The following is a 17,724-nucleotide window of genomic DNA, read 5'->3' as shown; positions in this document are numbered from 1 at the left end:
AGCCCTGGCCGCAGAACGCGACCGGGCAGCGGGCGTGACGTACCCCGTCGAGGCGAGCCGCGCCTCCAGGAAATCCCCTGGAAGGAAGCTGTGACGTGCCGGAAACCCAGCGCCCTTTAAGCTTGTTCGGTGAGCGCCCCGCAGACCGACACCACGCCCCGGAACCGCTTCGCGACCGGCCTCGACCGCTTCTTCTCCATCACGCACCGCGGATCGACGATCCCCCGCGAGATCCGGGGCGGCCTCGTCTCCTTCGTGACGATGGCCTACATCGTCATCCTCAACCCGCTCATCCTCGGCGGGTTCAGCCAGGACCAGGCGCCGCAGGACGTCCTCGGCGGCTGGCTGCAGAACGCCCAGGTCGCCGCGGCCACCGGACTCGTCGCCGGGCTCATGACGATCGCGATGGGCCTCATCGCGAACCTGCCGTTCGGCATCGCCGCGGGGCTCGGGATCAACTCGTTCCTCGCCGTCAGCGTCGTGCACCAGGTCACCTGGGCCGAGGCGATGGGCCTCGTCGTCATCAACGGCGTCGTGATCGTGATCCTGGCGTTGACGGGCATCCGGACGATGATCTTCACGGCCGTGCCGGCGCAGCTCAAGGCGGCCATCACCGTCGGCATCGGCCTGTTCATCGCGTTCATCGGCCTGGTCGACTCCGGGTTCGTCCGCACCACGAAGAACGCCTCGCCGCCGCTGCAGCTCGGCGAGGACGGCTCCATCGCAGCACTGCCGACCATCGTCTTCCTGATCGGCCTCGTCATCATCGGCACGCTGATGGCCCGCAAGGTCCGGGGTGCCCTGCTCATCGGCATCGTGGCGACCACGGTCATCGCGATCATCCTGCAGGCGATCTTCAAGGTACCGACCTCGGTCGACTCGCCCACCGGCTGGAACCTCAACGCGCCGGGGCTGCCCTCCGCGCTGTTCGCGGTGCCCGACCTGTCGCTCGTCGGCCACGCGGACGTGTTCGGCGCCTTCACCCGCATCGGCCCCATCGCCGCGTCGATGCTCGTCTTCACCCTCGTCTTCACGAACTTCTTCGACGCCATGGGCACGATGACCGGCCTCGCGAAGGCCGCCGGTGTCGCGAACCCCGACGGCACCTTCCCGCGCCTGAAGTCGGCGCTCGTCGTCGAGGGTGCCGGTGCCATCGCCGGTGGTGGCGCCTCGGTGTCGTCGAACACCGTGTTCATCGACTCCGCCGCAGGCATCGGCGAGGGCGCCCGGACCGGCATGGCCTCCGTCGTCACGGGCCTGCTGTTCCTGGCGTCGATGTTCCTCACGCCGCTGACGCAGGTCGTCCCGCTCGAGGTCGCAGCCGCCGGGCTCGTGGTCGTCGGTGCGCTCATGGTGGCGCAGGTGAAGGACATCGACTGGACCGACTTCGGGGCGGCGTTGCCGGCGTTCCTGACGATCGTGATCATGCCGCTGACCTACTCGATCGCGAACGGCATCGGTGCGGGCTTCATCAGCTGGGTGCTCATCAAGCTGCTGTCCGGTCGTGGCCGTCAGGTGTCGTGGCTGCTGTACGTCGTGGCGGCGGGCTTCCTGCTGTACTTCGCGCGCGGGCCGCTCGAGGTGCTGCTGGGCGTCGGCTGAGGCGCGGCGCGGGCGCGCGCGCTGCGGCGCGGCGCGCTTGCGTTCGCTCGCGGCGCTCGCGTTTCGCACAACGAAAGTCGCCCCGAACCACGGACAGTCGTGGTTCGGGGCGACTTGCGTTGTGCGCGGGCACCGGGCCCGGGAGGCGCGGCCTCAGTCCGCCAGGTCGGCCGGCGTCGCCTCGTGGTGGCGTCGGCCCCGGGAGCGCCGGTCCTCCTTCATGCCCGCCTCGAACAGGTGCTTCCGTCCCTGCACGAGCTCGTCCCGCGCGGTCCGTTCGAGCTCCTTCGCGAGGGCGTAGTACCCGTCGTCGTAGTCCTCGACGACCTGGAACGTCCACCGGCCGGCGATGACGTTGCGTCCGACGAGCTCCGAGTCGATGCGGTCCGCCAGCTCGGTGTGGCCCGCGTCCCGGAGCTGCTCGACGGCCTCGCCGAGGTTCAGGTCCGCCATCCCGGTCAGCCGGTGGAACCCGTAGAGCAGTCCGCGGGCGTGCTCGATCACCTCGACCGCTGCCGACAGGGTGCCGAGCGCCTCGACCGTGGCGTCCGAGACCCCCTCGGGCACGCGGTGCTGCTCGTCGGGGCCCTGTGCGTCGTCGTGCGGTGCGTCGTTCGTCATGGGTCCCGTCTACCGGACCGCTGCTCCCACCGCTCCGAGGTGCCGGGGGTCGGCCGGGGGCGGTACGGTTCGGGCATGACCAGGTGGGTCGCGCTGCTGCGCGGGGTGAACGTCAACGGGATCACGATCAGGAGCGCCGAACTCGCGGCGCTGTTCCGGGAACGCGGGTACCAGGACGTCCGGACCGTCCTCGCCTCCGGGAACGTGGTGTTCGGCTCGGACGGAACGGCCGCCGCCCTGAAGACCGACATCGAGCAGTCGCTCCGGGACCGCTTCGGCTACGACGCCTGGATCGTGCTCGTCCCCCACGATGACCTCGCCGCCGTCGTGGACGGCTTCCCGTTCCCCGCCGCCGAGGACCGCCACGACTACGTCGTGTTCGGCTCCGACGAGGACGCCCTCGACGACCTGCTGGCCGACCTCGAGGTCGACGAGTCCGTCGAGCGCGTTGCCCGAGGTGCGGGAGTCGTCTACTGGTCGTGCTCGAAGGGGTCGAGCACGGACACGGTGTTCGCCAAGCGGGCCGGTGCCGCACGCTTCAAGCGGACGACGACGACCCGCAACGCGAACACCCTCCGGAAGCTCCTGTGAGCCGGGGTGGTCTGCACCACGTCGAACTGCGCACCGCCGACCTCGACGCGTCCGGTCCCGCGTGGGACTGGCTCCTGACCGAGCTCGGCCACGAGCCCTTCCAGCGGTGGCCCGACGGGCGGAGCTGGCGGCTCGGCGACCTGTACGTCGTGCTCGAGACCGCCCCGTTGCCGGGCGAGCACGATCGACGACGCCCGGGCCTGAGCCACCTCGCGTTCCACGCCGGTGGCACCGACGACGTGGCCCGGATCTGGGCGGCCGCGCCCGCGCACGGATGGCGACGCCTCTACGAGGACCGCCATCCGCACGCCGGCGGGCCGGACCACCAGGCGGCGTTCCTCGAGGACGCCGAACGGTTCAAGGTCGAACTCGTCGCCGACTGAGCGGCGACGACCGGACGCGGGCAACCACGCTCAGGACTGCGGCGGCTGCCCGTTGCTCGCGGTGGTGCCACCGTCGACCGGCAGGATCGCCCCGGTGATGAACGACGCCGCGTCACTCGCCAGGAACAGCACGGCCGCCGCGACCTCGTGCGCACGACCCGCGCGGCCGAGGGCGATCCGCTCCTCGAACTTCTCCTGCAGCTCCTCGTCCTCCGCCTGGTCCTGCGTGAGGTCCGTCCACACGAGCCCCGGCGCCACGGCGTTCACGCGGACGCCGAACTGCCCGTTGTCGAGTGCGGCGGCCTTGGTGAAGTTCGAGACACCGCCCTTCGCCGCGTTGTAGGGGCTCATCCGCCAGTCCGCGTCCTCGCCGGACACCGACGAGGTGTTCACGATCGACCCCTTCGTGGCACGGAGGAACGGCAGCGCCGCCCGGGTGCCGTAGAACACGCTGGAGAGGTCGGTCTCGATCACGCGGTGCCACTCGTCCGGCGTGATGTCCGTGATGTCGCCGGAGCTGAAGGTGCCGGCGTTGTTCACGAGCACGTCGATGCGGTCGAACCGCTCGATGGCCGTGTCGACGACCCGCTGCCAGTCGGCCGGGCTCGCGACGTCCGCGTGGAGCGCCACGACCCGGTCGCTCGGCAGACTGTCGCCGACCGCTCGCACCTTCTCGTCGACGCTGTCGGTCAGGACGACGGACGCGCCCTCGTCGACGAACGCCCGCGCCGTCGCCTCGCCGATGCCGGACCCGGCACCCGTGACGATCGCCACCCTGCCCTCGAACCGGTTGCCCATGGTGTCTCCTCTCGTTGCACGATCCGTGCCCGGGGAGACGCCATCGGCCCAGCGGGGCACGGCGAGCCATGGTGCCCGCACCCGCCTGGGCGCGTTCGGAGGGTGTCAGGCGGTCGTGTCGTCCGGCTCCAGGTCGCGGTCGAGCGAGATCGTCGGGATCGACGCCGTGACGACCGATCCGTCGGCACGCAGGGTGCCCTGGATGTCGGCCGTCGTCGGCGCGCGCCCGGACATCCGCGGGCCCTGGTGCGGCAGCGGCACGACGGTCGGCTCGCCGGCGGTGACGTCCCACTGCTGGTTGTGCACCCACGCCGTGAACCCGGAGCCCGACTCGACCGTGAAGGTCATGGCGTCCTGCTCGAGGTCGACGCGCACACGCGATCCGCGCACGGTGAGCCGGTAGGTGATCCGCTCCCAGTCCTTCGGCAGCCGCGGGTTGAAGGTCATCCGGCCGCCGTGGTCCCGCATGCCGCCGAACCCGTTCACGACCGCGCCCCAGATGCCGCCCGTCGAGGCGATGTGCACCCCGTCGGTCGTGTTGCCGTGCAGGTCGGCGAGGTCGACGTACAGCGCCGTCTGGAAGTACTGCAACGCGAGGTCGTGGTAGCCGACCTCGGCCGCCATGATCGACTGCACGACCGCCGACAGCGTGGAGTCGCCCGTCGTGAGGGCGTCGTAGTAGTCGAAGTCGCGACGCTTCTCGGCAGCGGTGAACTCGTGCCCCTGCAGGAACAGCGCGAGCACGACGTCGGCCTGCTTGAGGACCTGGAACCGGTAGATCACCAGCGGGTGGTAGTGGAGCAGCAGCGGGCGCTTGCTCTCGGGGGTGTTGTCGAGGTCCCAGAGTTCCTTGTCGAGGAACTGGGCGTCCTGCGGGTGGATGCCACGGTGCGGGTCGAACGGGATCTCCATCGACTCGGCCGCGTGCTCCCAGTCGGTCACCTCTTGCGCCTGCAGCCCGGTCCGCCGCACCATGCGCTCGTACTCTTCCGGGTCGTCGGCTGCGAGCTCGCGGCAGGCGTTCACGGCGAACCACAGGTTCGCCCGGGCCATCACGTTCGTGTAGAGGTTGTCGTCGACGACCGTCGTGTACTCGTCGGGACCGGTGACGCCGTCGATGTGGAACTTCTTGTCGCCGTTCGACCGCCAGAACCCGAGGTCCTCCCACAGGCGGGCGGTCTCGACGAGGATGTCGATCGCACCGCGCTTGAGGAACTCGCGGTCGTCCGAGGCGCGGACGTACTGCATGAGCGCATGCGCGATGTCCGCGTCGATGTGGTACTGCGCGGTGCCGGCGGCGTAGTAGGCGCTGGACTCCTCGCCGTTGATCGTCCGCCAGGGGAACAGCGCGCCGTGCTGGTTCAGCTCGCGGGCGCGGGACCGAGCCGCGTCGAGCATGTTGTAGCGGAACCGCAGGGCGTTCCGGGCGACGATCGGCGCCGTGTACGACAGGAACGGCAGGACGTAGATCTCCATGTCCCAGAAGTAGTGGCCGCCGTACCCGGACCCCGTGACGCCCTTCGCCGCGATGCCGTGCCCGTCGGTCCGGGCCGTGGCCTGCGCGAGCATGAACAGGTTCCACCGGACGGCCTGCTGGAGCGCGGGCTGCCCGACGATCTCGACGTCGCTCCGCGCCCAGAAGTCGTCCATCCACTCGGCCTGCCGCGCGAACGCGGCGTCGACGGACTCGGCACGCGAGCGGTCGAGGGTCCGCTCGCAGCGGTCGGCGAGTTCGCGCGCCGGGACCCCGCGGGACGTGTGGTAGACCACGTGCTTCGTCAGGCGGATCGGCTGCCCGGCGCGCGCCTGCACGCGGTAGACGTGCTTCGCCAGGTCGTCCTCGATCGACGAGGACTCGTCCCAGCTGTTCTCGGTCTCGAGGTGGTGCTCGACGCCGACGCAGATCGTCATGCCCGAGCTCGCCGCCTGGTACCCGAGCAGCGAACGGCCGCCGGTGCTGCGCTTGAGCTTCGGCTCGAGCACCCGCTCGGTGAAGGCCTCGGCCTTGCGCGGGTCGAACGCGTTCGCCGCCGCACGCATCCCCGCGTGGTACTCGTCCTGCACGTCCTGCCGGTTGAGGATCTGGCTCGACAGCAGGATCGAGGCGTCCGCGTCGAGCACGGTCACCTCGTAGTCGATGACCGCCAGGTGCCGGTCCGTGAACGACACCAGCCGCCGCGACCGGATGAGGACGCGCTTGCCCGAGGGCGTCGACCACTCGGTCTCGCGGAACAGGTACCCGCCCCGGAAGTCGAGCCGCCGGGTGTGCCGGAGGATGTCCGCCTCGGCCAGGACGAGCGGTTCGTCGTCGACGTACAGGCGGATCACCTTGGCGTCGGGCGCGTTGATGATCGTCTGCCCGGTCTTCGCGAAGCCGAAGGCGTCCTCGGCGTGGCGGATCGGCCAGGTCTCGTGGAAACCGTTGATGTACGTGCCGTACTGCACGCCGCCACGACCCTCGTCGAGGTTGCCGCGCAGGCCCAGGTACCCGTTGCCGACGGCGAAGTTCGTCTCGGCGACGCCCTGCTCGTCGGGCGCGTACTCGGTCTCGACGAGGGCCCACTCGTCGATCGGGTAGCGGACGCGGTCCAGCGGGTCGGAGGTGATGGGGTTCATGGTGCTCCGTGGGGAAGGAGGGTGTTCGTGGGGAGGGTCGGGAGGGCCTGGAGGCGCGGATCGCCCCGGCCGCTTCGCCTACGTCGTGCTCGTGGCCGGTTCCGGCAGCTCGTCGACGAGTTCGTCGAGGTCGCCGACCACCACGTCGGCGCCGTGCGCCCGGAGCGCGTCGGCCCCGGCTCCGCGATCGACGCCGATGACGAGCCCGAAGGCACCGTTCCGTCCCGCCTCGACCCCGCTCGTGGCGTCCTCGACCACGACGCACTCGGCAGCGGTCAGGCCGAACCGGCTCGCGGCGTCGAGGTAGGTGTCGGGCGCGGGCTTGCCGGCCAGACCGTCTTCGCGGGCGACGAGGCCGTCGACCACCACGGGGAAGCGCTCGAGGATGCCGGCCGTGCGGAGCACCTGCACGGCGTTGGCGGAGCTCGACACGACGGCGACGGACAACCCGGCGTCGATCGCGGCGACGAGGAACCGGAGCGAACCGGGGTAGGGCTCCACCCCGTGCTCGGTCAGCTCGGCCGTGAACTCGGCGTTCTTCCGGTTGCCGAGCCCGCACACCGTGTCGGCGTCCGGCGGGTCGTCCGGCGTGCCCTGCGGCAGGTCGATGCCGCGGGACTCGAGCAGGGAACGCACCCCGTCGTACCGGGGCTTGCCGTCGACGTACGCGAAGTAGTCCTGTTCCGTGTACGGAGCGACGCCGTGCTGGGCGAGGTAGGGCGTGAACAGCCGGCTCCACGCACGCATGTGGACGTCGGCGGTGGGGGTGAGGACACCGTCCAGGTCGAACAGGAGCGCTCGCTGGTCAGCGAGTCGCGCGGGTGTGCGCCGGTCCGGCGTCGTCATGTGCTGCCCTCCGGGGGACGGGGTCGTCGACGTTGCTTCCGGACGAGTCTAGGACCGCTCCAGGACCGGCGTTCAGGCGCGCCGGGCCCCTGTGGAAAGAGTTCACACACTCGTTCGCTGTGCAGGAGGTTCAGCGCAGCGCAGCGCCCGACGGCAGCGTCCGCACCCACTCCTCGATCGCCGAACCGATCTGCTGCCGGGCGTCGGTCCGCGAGATCGTCGCGGTGTCGTCCCCGGGCTGCGCACCGTACGCACCGAAGTCGGCGTGGTTCGCGCCCTGCACCTCGGTCATCGTCGCGTTCGACGGCAGCAGGTGCCGCGCGGCGTCGACCTTCTCGGGGGTGGAGAGCCCGTCACGCGACCCCGAGACGCTGAGCACGCTGATGTACGACTTGCTGATGTCGTTCGCGCAGTAGCTGCCGAGCAGGAGCAGCCCGTCGGCGTCCGGCGCGAGCTGGCACGCGCGCACGCCACCGAGCGAGTGCCCGCCGACCGCCCAGGACCGGACGTCGGGGGCGTGGGACTCGAACGTCGACAGCGGGCGGGTGTCGAAGAAGGCGAGGTGCAGCGTCGGCTTCGTGATGACGACGGTCGTCCCGCTGGCGACCACCTGCCGGAACGTCGCCATGTACGCGTACGGGTCGACCTTCGCGCCCGGGATGAACACGATGCCCGCGCCGTTCGCGGTGCCGGTCGGCGTCATCACCACGGCGTCCCCGGCGTCCCGGACGGCCACACGGTCGTCCCGCCAGACCTGCAGCGCCGCGCTCCGGGTGCCCTGCATGACGATGTTCGCCCAGACGAGGAACACCACCGCGATCAGCACGATCACGGCGACGACCCAGGCGGTCCAGCGGAGTGCTCGGTTCATGGTCTCCCTGCTTCCTGCGGGCGTCGGGCGGTGACGGTGAGCCAGCGCTCGTCGGCACCCGGGCGCGTGGTCTCTCGGACGTCGACGTCGGTCCAGCCGGAACGGGTGACGACCTCGGCCAGGGGTCCTGGCGTCCAGTAGGTGAAGTGTCGCGCGAGGTCGAGCTTCCGCGTGCTCCATGCGTCGCCGTCGCCGAGCTTCACGGTGGCGGCCAGCACACCGCCGGGGTGCACGGCGTCGCGGAGCCGCACGAGGACGCCCTCGAGCTCCGTCCGACCGACGTGCAGCAGCACGGCGTTCGCGAACACGGCGTCGTACGGGCCGCCGAACGCGTCCGAGCGCACGTCGACGAGGCGCGCCTCGTGCCCCGCGGACCGCAGCGCGTCGACGAACGACCGCGCTCCGTCGGTCCGGTCGACGACGAGTCCGGCAGCCTCGAGCGCGAGGGCGTCACGCCCCGGACCCGACCCGAGCTCGAGCACCCGCGCCCCGACCGGGACGAGTGCGAGCAGGTCGTCGACGAGCCCGGCACGGTGGTCGTCGGTGCGCTCGGCGTAGCGGTCGGCCGCACGCTCGTAGGCGTCCAGCGTGCGCTCGGCGGCGAGGTCACGACGCATCACGACCTCGTGCCGACCGTCGGGCAGCGGGTCACCGGGCTCGTCGGCCGCGGTGAAGCCACAGCGCTCGTACGTGCGACGGGCCGTGGCGTTGTCCGGCATGACCGACAGCTCGAGGGTGTCGGCCCCGGCGCTCGCGGCCCAGGTCGCGACCGCACGGATGAGCGCGGCCGCGATCCCTCGGCCGCGGGCGGCGGGGTCGACCCACATCGAGATGAGTTCGGCGGTGCCGGGGTCCTCGCCCGGGACGCCGCTGGCCATGCCGACGACGGAGTCGTCCTCGGCGTGGGCGAGCAGGTCGAGCGCTCCGGGGATCGAGAGGCGGGTCCGCCACCGGTGCTCGGGCGCGTCGGCCCAGTCGGCGAGCGTGGACCCGAAGGCCTCGGGAGCGTCCGCGAGCGCCGCGAGCCGGACCGGACGCCAGGTCTCCCAGTCGTCCGCCGTCACCCGGCGCAGCGCGATCGTCACGCCCCGACGCTACCGCCCGCGGGGTGCGAGCCGACCCTGCCGGGCCGACCCGCGCCTCCTGGACCGGATCAGACCGCCGCCGCCTCCGTGACGGCCGCACGCAGCTCCGCCGCCGCGGCTGCGACTTCGTCCGCGCTGTAGATGGCGCTCCCGGCGACGGCGATGATCGCTCCGGACGCCTGCACGGCCGCGATCGACGACGCGTTCACGCCGCCCGCGATCGAGAAGGGGACGCCGGAGGCCTCGCCGGCCTCGAGCAGGGTGGAGAAGGTGAAGCCCTCCTCGGCCTGCTCGTCGAGTCCCGCGTGCACCTCGACGAACTGCGCGCCGAGGGCGACGACCGCACGGGCCCGGGCGGGCTTGTCCGCGACGCCGATGAGGTCGACGACGACGCCCTTGCCGTGCTTCTCGGCAGCCGCGACGGCGCCCGCGATGGTGGAGTCCCCGGCGACGCCGAGGACGGTGACCAGGTCGGCGCCCGCGGCGAACGCGATGTCCGCCTCGAGCTCGCCGGCGTCCATGGTCTTGAGGTCGGCGAACACGGTCTTGTCCGGGTGCGCCTCCTTCATCGCGGTGATGACGGAGAGCCCGGCGCTCTTGATGAGCGGCGTGCCGAGCTCGAGGACGTCGACGCTCGGGGCTGCCTTCGCGGCGAGGTCGAGCGCGGCCTCGGTGGTGAGCGTGTCGATGGCGAACTGGATCTGCATGGGTGTGCCTTTCACTCGAGGTTGGCGTGGCTGGGCCACAGGTCGTCGGCGGAGCGTCCACTCCGGGTCCACAGGGCGTGGAAGAGTGCGTCGCCGAGCAGGACCACGGCCTGCTCGAAGCGGCTGCCCGCGTACTGCTCGGAGGCGCTGCCCGACCGGTCCGTCTTCGTCGCGGCGGGGACGACGAGGGTGACGGCGGCGAGCGCGCCGAGCGGCGAGTCGTCGGTCGTCGACACGGCGAGCACGTCAGCGCCGACGTCGACCGCGGTGCGCGCCGCCTGGACGATGCCGGTGGTCGTGCCGGAGCCGCTCGCGACGAGCAGGACGTCCCCCGTCCGGATGGCCGGGGTCGTCACCTCGCCGACGACGTGCACGTCGAGTCCGAGGTGCATGAGCCGCATGGCCGTCATCCGCAGCGCGAGGCCGGAGCGGCCAGCCCCGTGGACGAACACGCGCTCGGCACCGCTGAGCAGCTCGAGCGCGGCATCGGTGTCGCCCCGGACCGTCTCGGCGAGGTCGGCGGACTCGCGGACGATCAGGGCGAGGGCGTCGGTCACGGTGTCAGCGGGCATGCCATCGATCGTGGTCGGGACGCGGGTCCGCCGCCGCTACCCGACACGGCGGGGTCCCCATCCGATCGGGTGGCCCCACCCGCTCGGGTGGGAGTCGTACGGTTGGTCACGTGACCGACAACGTGCGCGACGACGGGACGGCGGCTCCGTCGGCCGTCCAGGAGGCGCGGCGCGACCCCGCAGGACGCCTCGCCGCCGCCGACCACGCGCGCACCGTCGCGGAGCAGGCGGACCGGCACGCACTCACCCTGGAGTCGGTGCTCGCCGTGCTCCGGTCGCCGCGCGTGGGCGACGCGGCCGCCCGTGCCGAGGCCGTCGAGATCGCGTCGGCAGCGCTCGTCGACCTCCGGACCGTGACGGACCGGCAGCGCGGCGCCCTGCTCGAACCGGTCACGGGGGCGTTCTCGAGGCTCCGGGCCGACCTCCGTCCGCTCGTCCGGTTCGGGGACCTCGACGTGCAGTTCGTGGAACCGCCGGCGACCGGCCGAGCACTCCCCGGCGACGTCGCCCACAGCGCCCGGGCGATCGTGCGGACGGCGGTGCTCGCCCTCGTCGACGAGGGAGCTGCGCGGCGCGTCCGGATCCAGTGGGACTGCGACGGCCGGAACCTGCTCATGCAGCTCCGCGACGACGGAGCCGGCACGCTCGACGTGCACGACGACACCGTCCGGCCGATCGCCGAGCGGGTCGCGACCCTCGACGGCGAACTGCACGTGGCGTCCACGGCGGGCTGGGGGTCGGTGCTCGACATCGCGATCCCGCTCGACCCGCCGGCGGGGACGCCGGTGTCGTCGGAGCCGTCCGACCTCACGCCGCGGGAGCAGGACGTGCTGCGGCTCGTCGCCACCGGGATCGGCAACCGGGAGATCGCCGACGGGCTCGGGATCAGCCCGAACACGGTGAAGTACCACGTGGCGAACCTGCTCCGGAAGCTCGGCGCGCGGACCCGGGCGGAGCTCGCCGCGGTCAGTTCCCGGACGTGATCCCGGCGGGGCTGAAGCGGTAGCCCATGCCCGACTCGGTCACCAGGTAGCGCGGGTGTCCCGGGTCCGGCTCGAGCTTCCGCCGCAGCTGCGCCATGTACAGCCGCAGGTACCCGGAGTCGTTGCCGTGCGACGGTCCCCACACGTCGGTGAGGAGCATCTCGCGCGTCATGAGCCGGTCGGGGTTCGTCACGAGGACCTCGAGCAACCGCCACTCGGTCGGGGTCAGTCGGATTGCCGGACCGGACGGCGGCGTGACCTGCTTCGCGACGAGGTCGACGACGAGGTCCCCGATCGACACCGAGGGCGTCGCACCCGCGGCCGACGCTGCCGCGACCTGCCGCCGGCCGAGCGCCCGGAGTCGGGCGAGCAGCTCGTCCATCTGGAAGGGCTTCGTGACGTAGTCGTCCGCGCCGGCGTCGAGTGCGTCGACCTTGTCCGACGAGTCGGTCCGACCGGAGAGCACGAGCACCGGGACCTGCGACCAGGCCCGGATGCCCTCGAGCACCCCGATGCCGTCGAGCCGGGGCATCCCGAGGTCGAGCAGCACGAGGTCGGGCCGCTCGGTGATGACCGCGTCGATCGCGGCCCGGCCGTCCCGGGCGGTGACGACGTCGTACCCGCGGGCGGCGAGCGTCACGGCGAGCGCCCGGACGAGCTGCACGTCGTCGTCGGCGATCAAGACCTTCATCGCGCACGGCCCTTCATCGGATCTCCACTCCCAGGTGTCCGGCGATCGGCAGCCGCACCACGACGGTGAGTCCGCCGCCGGGGGTGTCGTCGACCTCGATCGTGCCGCCCATGCCCTCGGTGAACCCGCGGGCGAGGGCCAGTCCGAGTCCGAGTCCGGTGTCGTTGTCGGTGTCGCCGAGGCGCTGGAACGGCTGGAACACCTCGTCGACGCGGTCCGACGGGATGCCGGGACCGTGGTCGGCCACCCGGAGCTCGACGCCGCCGCCGAACGCGCTCGCGGCGATGCGGACCCGGGTGTCCTCCGGTGCGTACCGCACGGCGTTGGCGAGGAGGTTCACGACGACTCGCTGCAGCAGCACGGCGTCGGCGAGCACCGGCGGGAGGTCGGCGGGCAGGTCGAGGTCGACGTCGTCCGGACCGAGCTCGAGCTCGTCGAGTGCGGGGGCGACCACCGTCTCGAGGGCGAGGGGCACCGGTGTCACGGCGAGCACCCCGGCCTGCACGCGACTGACGTCCAGCAGGTCCGCCAACAGCACCGCGAGCTGACGCAGGCTCTCGTCGGCGGTGGCGAGCAGCGCCTCCTGGTCGTCCGCCGACAACTCGATGTCCGGCGCCCGAAGCGTCTGCACGGCCGCCGAGGCGGCCGCGATCGGCCGCCGCACGTCGTGGCCGACGGCCGCGAGGATCGCGCTCCGCACCCGGTCCACCGCCGCGATGCGCTCGGCGTCGACGGCAGCGCGGGTGAGGTCGCGGTGCTCGACGGCGGCGTCGAGCTGCTGCTCGACGACGCGCAGCAGTCGACGTTGGGTCGGGTCGTCGGGCGCGCCCGCGAACTCCAGGACGGCGCCGGACGGGAGGGACGTGGCGGCGTCCGGCGTCTCGCCGAACGTCCCGGACGTGGCCGGCACCTCGTCGCCCTGCCGGATCCGGACGCCGGCGAAGCCGAAGGCCTCGCGCGTCCGGTCGAGCAGCGCCTGCAGGGCGTCGTCGCCACGGAGCACGCTGCCGGCGATCCCCATCAGGAGGCCCGACTCGGCGGCGGCGCGGCGGGCGGCTCGCGATCGACGGGCCGAGCGGTCGACGACGAAGCTCACGAGCACGGCACTGATGACGTACATGACGAGGGCGACCAGGTGCCACGGCTGCTGCACGGTGACCCGGTGCAGGGGTTGCACGAAGAAGAAGTCGAGGCTCAGCCCGGACAGCACGGCGGCGAAGACGGCCGGCCACATCCCGCCGACGAGCGCCACCACGAGCACGAGCAGCTGGTAGGCGAGCACGTCCACGGTGATCGAGTCGGGGTCGGTGCTGAACGACAGCAGCCAGGTGAGCAGTGGACCGGCAACGAGGGAGAGCACGAACGCGGCGACGATCCGGCCGCGGGACAGGCTGCCGCCGAGCCTCGGGAGGGCGAAGCCACCGCCCGCCCGCTCGTGGGTGACGACGTGGACGTCGATGTCGCCGGACTCGCGGATGACGGTGTTGCCGATGCCCGGGCCCGTGATCGCCGCGGCGAGCCGGCTGCGGCGGCTGACCCCGATGACGATCTGCGTCGCGTCGATCGACTTCGCGAACCGCACCAGCGTCGTCGGCACGTCGTCGCCGACCACCTGGTGGTACGTCCCGCCGAGCTGTTCGAGCAGGGTGCGCTGCTTCCCGAGCGCCCCCGGGTGGCGCTCGCGGAGGCCGTCGTTCGTCGTGACGTGCACGGCGGCGAGCTCGCCGCCGGCGCTGCGGGCGGCGATCCGGGCGCCGCGGCGCAGCAGGGTCTCGCCCTCGGGGCCGCCGGTCAGGGCGACGAGGACGCGTTCCCGGGTCTCCCACCGGTGGTCGATGCCGTGCTCGGCGCGATAGGCCTTGAGTGCGTCGTCGACCTCGTCGGCGAGCCAGAGCAGGGCGATCTCGCGCAGGGCGGTGAGGTTGCCGAGCCGGAAGTAGTTCGACAGCGCCGCGTCGATCCGGGTCGCCGGGTAGACGAGCCCGTCCGACAGCCGCTCGCGGAGCGCCGCCGGGGCGAGGTCGACCACCTCGATCTGGTCCGCGGCGCGCACCACGGCGTCCGGGACGGTCTCGCGCTGGACGGTGCCGGTGATCTCGCGGACGACGTCGCCGAGGGACTGCATGTGCTGCACGTTCACGGTGGAGATGACGTCGATCCCGGCGTCCCGCATCGCCTCGACGTCCTGCCAGCGCTTCTCGTTCGTGCTGCCGGGCGCGTTGGTGTGGGCGAGCTCGTCGACGAGGGCGATGTCGGGTCGGCGGGCCAGCACGGCCTCGAGGTCGAGGTCGTCGAGCTGGACGCCGCGGTGCTCCACGATGCGACGGGGAACGACCTCGAGCCCGTCGACCAGTGTGGCCGTGGCGGCGCGGCCGTGGGTCTCGACGACGGCGACGACCACGTCGCGGCCCTCGGCGCGCAGTCGGTGCCCCTCTTCGAGCATCGTGAACGTCTTGCCGACACCGGGCGCCGCACCGAGCAGGACCCGCAGCTTCCCGCGCTTCACGTGCTCATCCTCTCGCGTCCGAGGGGTGCGGGGAGCGCCCGCACAACCAAAGTCCGTGCGAACCGCGGTTCCGCGCGGTTCGGTGTGACTTCGGTTGTGCGGGAGCGATCCGCGCCACGGGTCACGCCGACGCCTTCGCGAGCGCCAGGTTCAGCTCGAGCACGTTCACCACGGGCTCCCCGAGGAACCCGAGCTGCCGCGCCTCGGTGTGCTGCTCCACGAGCGTGCGCACCGCCGACTCCGACATCCCCCGCGCAGCGGCCACGCGGGACACCTGCTGCAGCGCGTACTCCGGGCTGATGTCCGGGTCGAGGCCGGAGCCCGACGCCGTCACCGCGTCCGCCGGCACCTCGGCGACGGGGACCCCGTCGGCCTTCGCGACCGCCGCACGCCGCTCCTGCACGCTGCGGAGCAGGTCGGGGTTCGACGGCCCGAGGTTCGACCCACTCGACGCCCCGGCGTCGTAGCCCTTCTCCCCCGCGGCGCTCGGCCGCGACTGGAACCACCGGTCGGCTCCGCGGCCGTCGAACGACTGCCCGATGAGCGACGACCCGACGACGGTGCCGTCCGACGACGTCACCATCGAGCCGTTCGCCTGGTCGTGGAACGCGGCCTGGCCGACGCCCCACACCGCGAGCGGGTAGGCGATGCCGAGCACCACGGTGCTGAGGAGGGTGAGCCGGACGGCCACCCCGAGTGAGCGGAACGAGGAACGAGATGCAGACGTCATGAGGAGAACCCCGGGATGAGACCGACCACGAGGTCGATGAGCTTGATGCCGATGAAGGGGACGACCACGCCGCCGAGCCCGTAGAGGAGCAGGTTCCGGCCGAGGATCGACGATGCCGAGGCGGCGCGGTAGGCGACGCCGCGGAGGGACAGCGGGATGAGCGCCACGATCACGAGCGCGTTGAAGATGACGGCGCTGAGGATCGCGGACGCGGGACTGTGCAGCCCCATGACGTTGAGCGCGGCGAGCCCGGGGAACGCCATCTGGAACATCGCGGGGATGATTGCGAAGTACTTGGCGATGTCGTTCGCGATCGAGAACGTCGTGAGCGCCCCGCGGGTGATGAGCAGCTGCTTGCCGATCCGGACGACGTCGATGAGCTTCGTCGGGTCCGAGTCGAGGTCGACCATGTTGCCGGCCTCCTTCGCCGCGGTCGTCCCGGTGTTCATCGCCACGCCGACGTCCGCCTGCGCCAGGGCCGGGGCGTCGTTCGTGCCGTCACCGGTCATCGCGACGAGGTTGCCGCCCTCCTGTTCCTTGCGGATCAGGGCGAGCTTGTCCTCCGGCGTGGCCTCGGCGAGGAAGTCGTCCACACCGGCCTCGGCGGCGATCGCCTTCGCGGTGCGCGGGTTGTCGCCGGTGATCATCACCGTGCGGATCCCCATCTCGCGCAGCTCGGCGAACCGTGCCGCCATGCCGTCCTTGACGACGTCCTTGAGGTGGACGACCCCGAGCAGCGTGACCGCACCGGAGGGTGCGCGGCGTCCGACGACGAGCGGGGTACCGCCCTGGTCCGAGACCTCGACCACCGTGGCGTCGATGGCCTGCGCGACCGCTTCGGGGACACCCGCTGAGCCGGTTGCAGCCCAGGCGAGCACTGCCGAAGCGGCACCCTTGCGCACGGAGCTGCCATCGGGCAGGTCGACGCCGGACATGCGCGTCTGTGCGGTGAAGGGCACCTCGACGGCACCGGCGGGGAGGTCCGGGGCGACGCCCGCTCCCGCGGCGAGGTCGACGATGGACCGCCCCTCGGGGGTCCCGTCCGCGGCAGACGACAGGGCAGCCGCCTCCATCAGGGCCGGCTCCGTGACACCGGGGACCGGCACCACGCGCGACGCCCGACGGTTGCCGTACGTGATCGTCCCGGTCTTGTCGAGCAGCAGGGTCGTGATGTCCCCGGCGGCCTCGACCGCACGGCCGGACATCGCCAGGACGTTGTGCTGCACGAGTCGGTCCATGCCCGCGATGCCGATCGCGGAGAGCAGGGCACCGATCGTCGTCGGGATGAGGCAGACGAGCAGGGCGATGAGCACCGGCACGCTGACGGTCGCCCCGACGAGCCCGGCGATCGGCTGCATCGTCAGGCAGACGATCACGAACACGATCGACAGCGAGGCGAGCAGGATGTTCAGCGCGATCTCGTTCGGCGTCTTCTGCCGGGCGGCACCCTCGACGAGCCGGATCATCCGGTCGATGAAGGTCTCACCAGGGGTCGACGTGATGCGCACGACGATGCGGTCCGAGAGCACCCGGGTGCCGCCGGTGACGGCACTCCGGTCGCCGCCGGACTCGCGGATGACCGGGGCGGACTCACCGGTCACGGCCGACTCGTCGACGGACGCGATGCCGTCCACGACGTCGCCGTCGCCCGGGATCACCTCGCCCGCGACGACGACCACGACGTCGCCCTTGGCGAGGTCGACGGACGCGACCTCCTCGGTCTCGTTGCCGGTCGCCGCCGCGTCGGACCGGTCGTACCGGAGCACCCGACGGGCACTCGTGGTCGAGCGGGTCTTCCGCAGCGTGTCGGCCTGCGCCTTGCCCCGGCCCTCGGCCACCGACTCCGCGAGGTTCGCGAAGACGACGGTGAGCCAGAGCCACACGGCGATGGCGATGGTGAACGCGGACGGCTCGACGACGGCTGCTGCCGTCGTCAGCGCGGCGCCGACCTCGACGATGAACATGACGGGGTTCCGCCACATCAGTCGCGGGTCGAGTTTGCGCAGGGCACCCGGGAGGCCCGCCACGAGTTGACGGGGTCCGAAGGCGGACGAGCGTGTGGCCGGCCTGGAGGCGCTGGTCGCCTCGTGCTCGGAGGTCGCGGTGGTCATGGTCTCGGCTT

At 72.0% G+C, this 17,724-nt stretch carries 16 protein-coding genes; 4 read left to right on the top strand and 12 right to left on the bottom strand.

What is annotated here, in order from left to right; all coding sequences use genetic code 11:
• The first annotated feature begins 129 nt into the window (after positions 1-129).
• Positions 130-1,602 (top strand): NCS2 family permease, encoded by a 1,473-nt coding sequence (locus tag BIV03_RS07050; RefSeq protein WP_071295179.1) that lies wholly within the window; start codon positions 130-132, stop codon positions 1,600-1,602.
• A 153-nt stretch (positions 1,603-1,755) separates the two neighbouring features.
• Here BIV03_RS07050 and BIV03_RS07045 read toward each other — a convergent pair whose 3' ends face one another.
• Positions 1,756-2,223: a hypothetical protein gene (locus BIV03_RS07045; RefSeq protein ID WP_070417626.1), complete on the bottom strand. Its 468-nt coding sequence runs from the start codon at positions 2,221-2,223 to the stop codon at positions 1,756-1,758.
• Positions 2,224-2,298: 75 nt separating this feature from the next.
• On the opposite strand from BIV03_RS07045, the gene BIV03_RS07040 reads away from it, so the two are divergent.
• Both BIV03_RS07040 and BIV03_RS07035 read left to right on the top strand, forming a co-directional pair.
• Complete coding sequence (locus BIV03_RS07040; RefSeq protein ID WP_071295178.1) at positions 2,299-2,814, top strand: DUF1697 domain-containing protein; 516 nt, start codon at positions 2,299-2,301, stop codon at positions 2,812-2,814.
• The gene (locus BIV03_RS07035) at positions 2,811-3,197 is read left to right on the top strand and encodes a VOC family protein (protein ID WP_071295177.1); all 387 of its coding nucleotides are present in this window, start codon (positions 2,811-2,813) and stop codon (positions 3,195-3,197) included. Before BIV03_RS07040 ends, BIV03_RS07035 begins: the two co-directional genes overlap by 4 nt.
• Positions 3,198-3,227: 30 nt before the next feature.
• Here the strand turns inward: BIV03_RS07035 and BIV03_RS07030 are convergent, their stop codons facing one another.
• From BIV03_RS07030 to hxlB, 7 genes are all read right to left on the bottom strand, one after another.
• The gene (locus tag BIV03_RS07030) at positions 3,228-3,995 is read right to left on the bottom strand and encodes an SDR family NAD(P)-dependent oxidoreductase (RefSeq protein ID WP_070417621.1); all 768 of its coding nucleotides are present in this window, start codon (positions 3,993-3,995) and stop codon (positions 3,228-3,230) included.
• Between the two features lie 105 nt (positions 3,996-4,100).
• Positions 4,101-6,611, bottom strand: a complete 2,511-nt coding sequence (locus BIV03_RS07025) for a glycoside hydrolase family 65 protein (protein WP_071295176.1) — start codon at positions 6,609-6,611, stop codon at positions 4,101-4,103.
• Between the two features lie 78 nt (positions 6,612-6,689).
• Complete coding sequence (locus BIV03_RS07020) at positions 6,690-7,457, bottom strand: HAD family phosphatase (protein WP_071295175.1); 768 nt, start codon at positions 7,455-7,457, stop codon at positions 6,690-6,692.
• Positions 7,458-7,587: 130 nt separating this feature from the next.
• A complete protein-coding gene (locus tag BIV03_RS07015) occupies positions 7,588-8,328 on the bottom strand; it encodes an alpha/beta hydrolase (RefSeq protein ID WP_071295174.1) in 741 nt (246 codons plus the stop codon).
• The gene (locus BIV03_RS19520; protein WP_083403269.1) at positions 8,325-9,413 is read right to left on the bottom strand and encodes a bifunctional GNAT family N-acetyltransferase/class I SAM-dependent methyltransferase; all 1,089 of its coding nucleotides are present in this window, start codon (positions 9,411-9,413) and stop codon (positions 8,325-8,327) included. Before BIV03_RS19520 ends, BIV03_RS07015 begins: the two co-directional genes overlap by 4 nt.
• Positions 9,414-9,481: 68 nt before the next feature.
• The gene (gene hxlA, locus BIV03_RS07005; protein WP_071295173.1) at positions 9,482-10,120 is read right to left on the bottom strand and encodes a 3-hexulose-6-phosphate synthase; all 639 of its coding nucleotides are present in this window, start codon (positions 10,118-10,120) and stop codon (positions 9,482-9,484) included.
• 11 nt (positions 10,121-10,131) lie between these two features.
• A complete protein-coding gene (gene hxlB / locus BIV03_RS07000) occupies positions 10,132-10,692 on the bottom strand; it encodes a 6-phospho-3-hexuloisomerase (protein ID WP_070417616.1) in 561 nt (186 codons plus the stop codon).
• Between the two features lie 110 nt (positions 10,693-10,802).
• Between hxlB and BIV03_RS06995 the strand changes: the two genes are divergently transcribed.
• A complete protein-coding gene (locus BIV03_RS06995; RefSeq protein WP_254790785.1) occupies positions 10,803-11,675 on the top strand; it encodes a LuxR C-terminal-related transcriptional regulator in 873 nt (290 codons plus the stop codon).
• Here the strand turns inward: BIV03_RS06995 and BIV03_RS06990 are convergent.
• The 4 genes from BIV03_RS06990 to kdpB all read right to left on the bottom strand — a co-directional run bounded on the left by BIV03_RS06990 (position 11,659) and on the right by kdpB (position 17,713).
• On the bottom strand, positions 11,659-12,366 hold the full coding sequence (locus tag BIV03_RS06990; protein ID WP_071295172.1) for a response regulator: 708 nt from the start codon (positions 12,364-12,366) through the stop codon (positions 11,659-11,661). The two genes, BIV03_RS06995 and BIV03_RS06990, sit on opposite strands and share 17 nt — an antisense overlap.
• Before the next feature lie 13 nt (positions 12,367-12,379).
• Positions 12,380-14,872: an ATP-binding protein gene (locus BIV03_RS06985; protein WP_071295171.1), complete on the bottom strand. Its 2,493-nt coding sequence runs from the start codon at positions 14,870-14,872 to the stop codon at positions 12,380-12,382.
• A 121-nt stretch (positions 14,873-14,993) separates the two neighbouring features.
• Positions 14,994-15,602, bottom strand: a complete 609-nt coding sequence (kdpC, locus tag BIV03_RS06980; RefSeq protein ID WP_071295170.1) for a potassium-transporting ATPase subunit KdpC — start codon at positions 15,600-15,602, stop codon at positions 14,994-14,996.
• Positions 15,599-17,713, bottom strand: coding sequence for a potassium-transporting ATPase subunit KdpB (gene kdpB / locus BIV03_RS06975; RefSeq protein ID WP_139201897.1), 2,115 nt, complete (start codon positions 17,711-17,713; stop codon positions 15,599-15,601). The genes kdpC and kdpB overlap by 4 nt, the downstream gene beginning before the upstream one ends.
• Positions 17,714-17,724: the final 11 nt, after the last annotated feature.

The organism is Curtobacterium sp. MCBA15_016 (assembly GCF_001865105.1).
Taxonomy (GTDB): domain Bacteria; phylum Actinomycetota; class Actinomycetes; order Actinomycetales; family Microbacteriaceae; genus Curtobacterium.
Note: the sequence above shows the minus strand (reverse complement) of the source record. Positions and strands in the feature narration are given on the sequence as shown.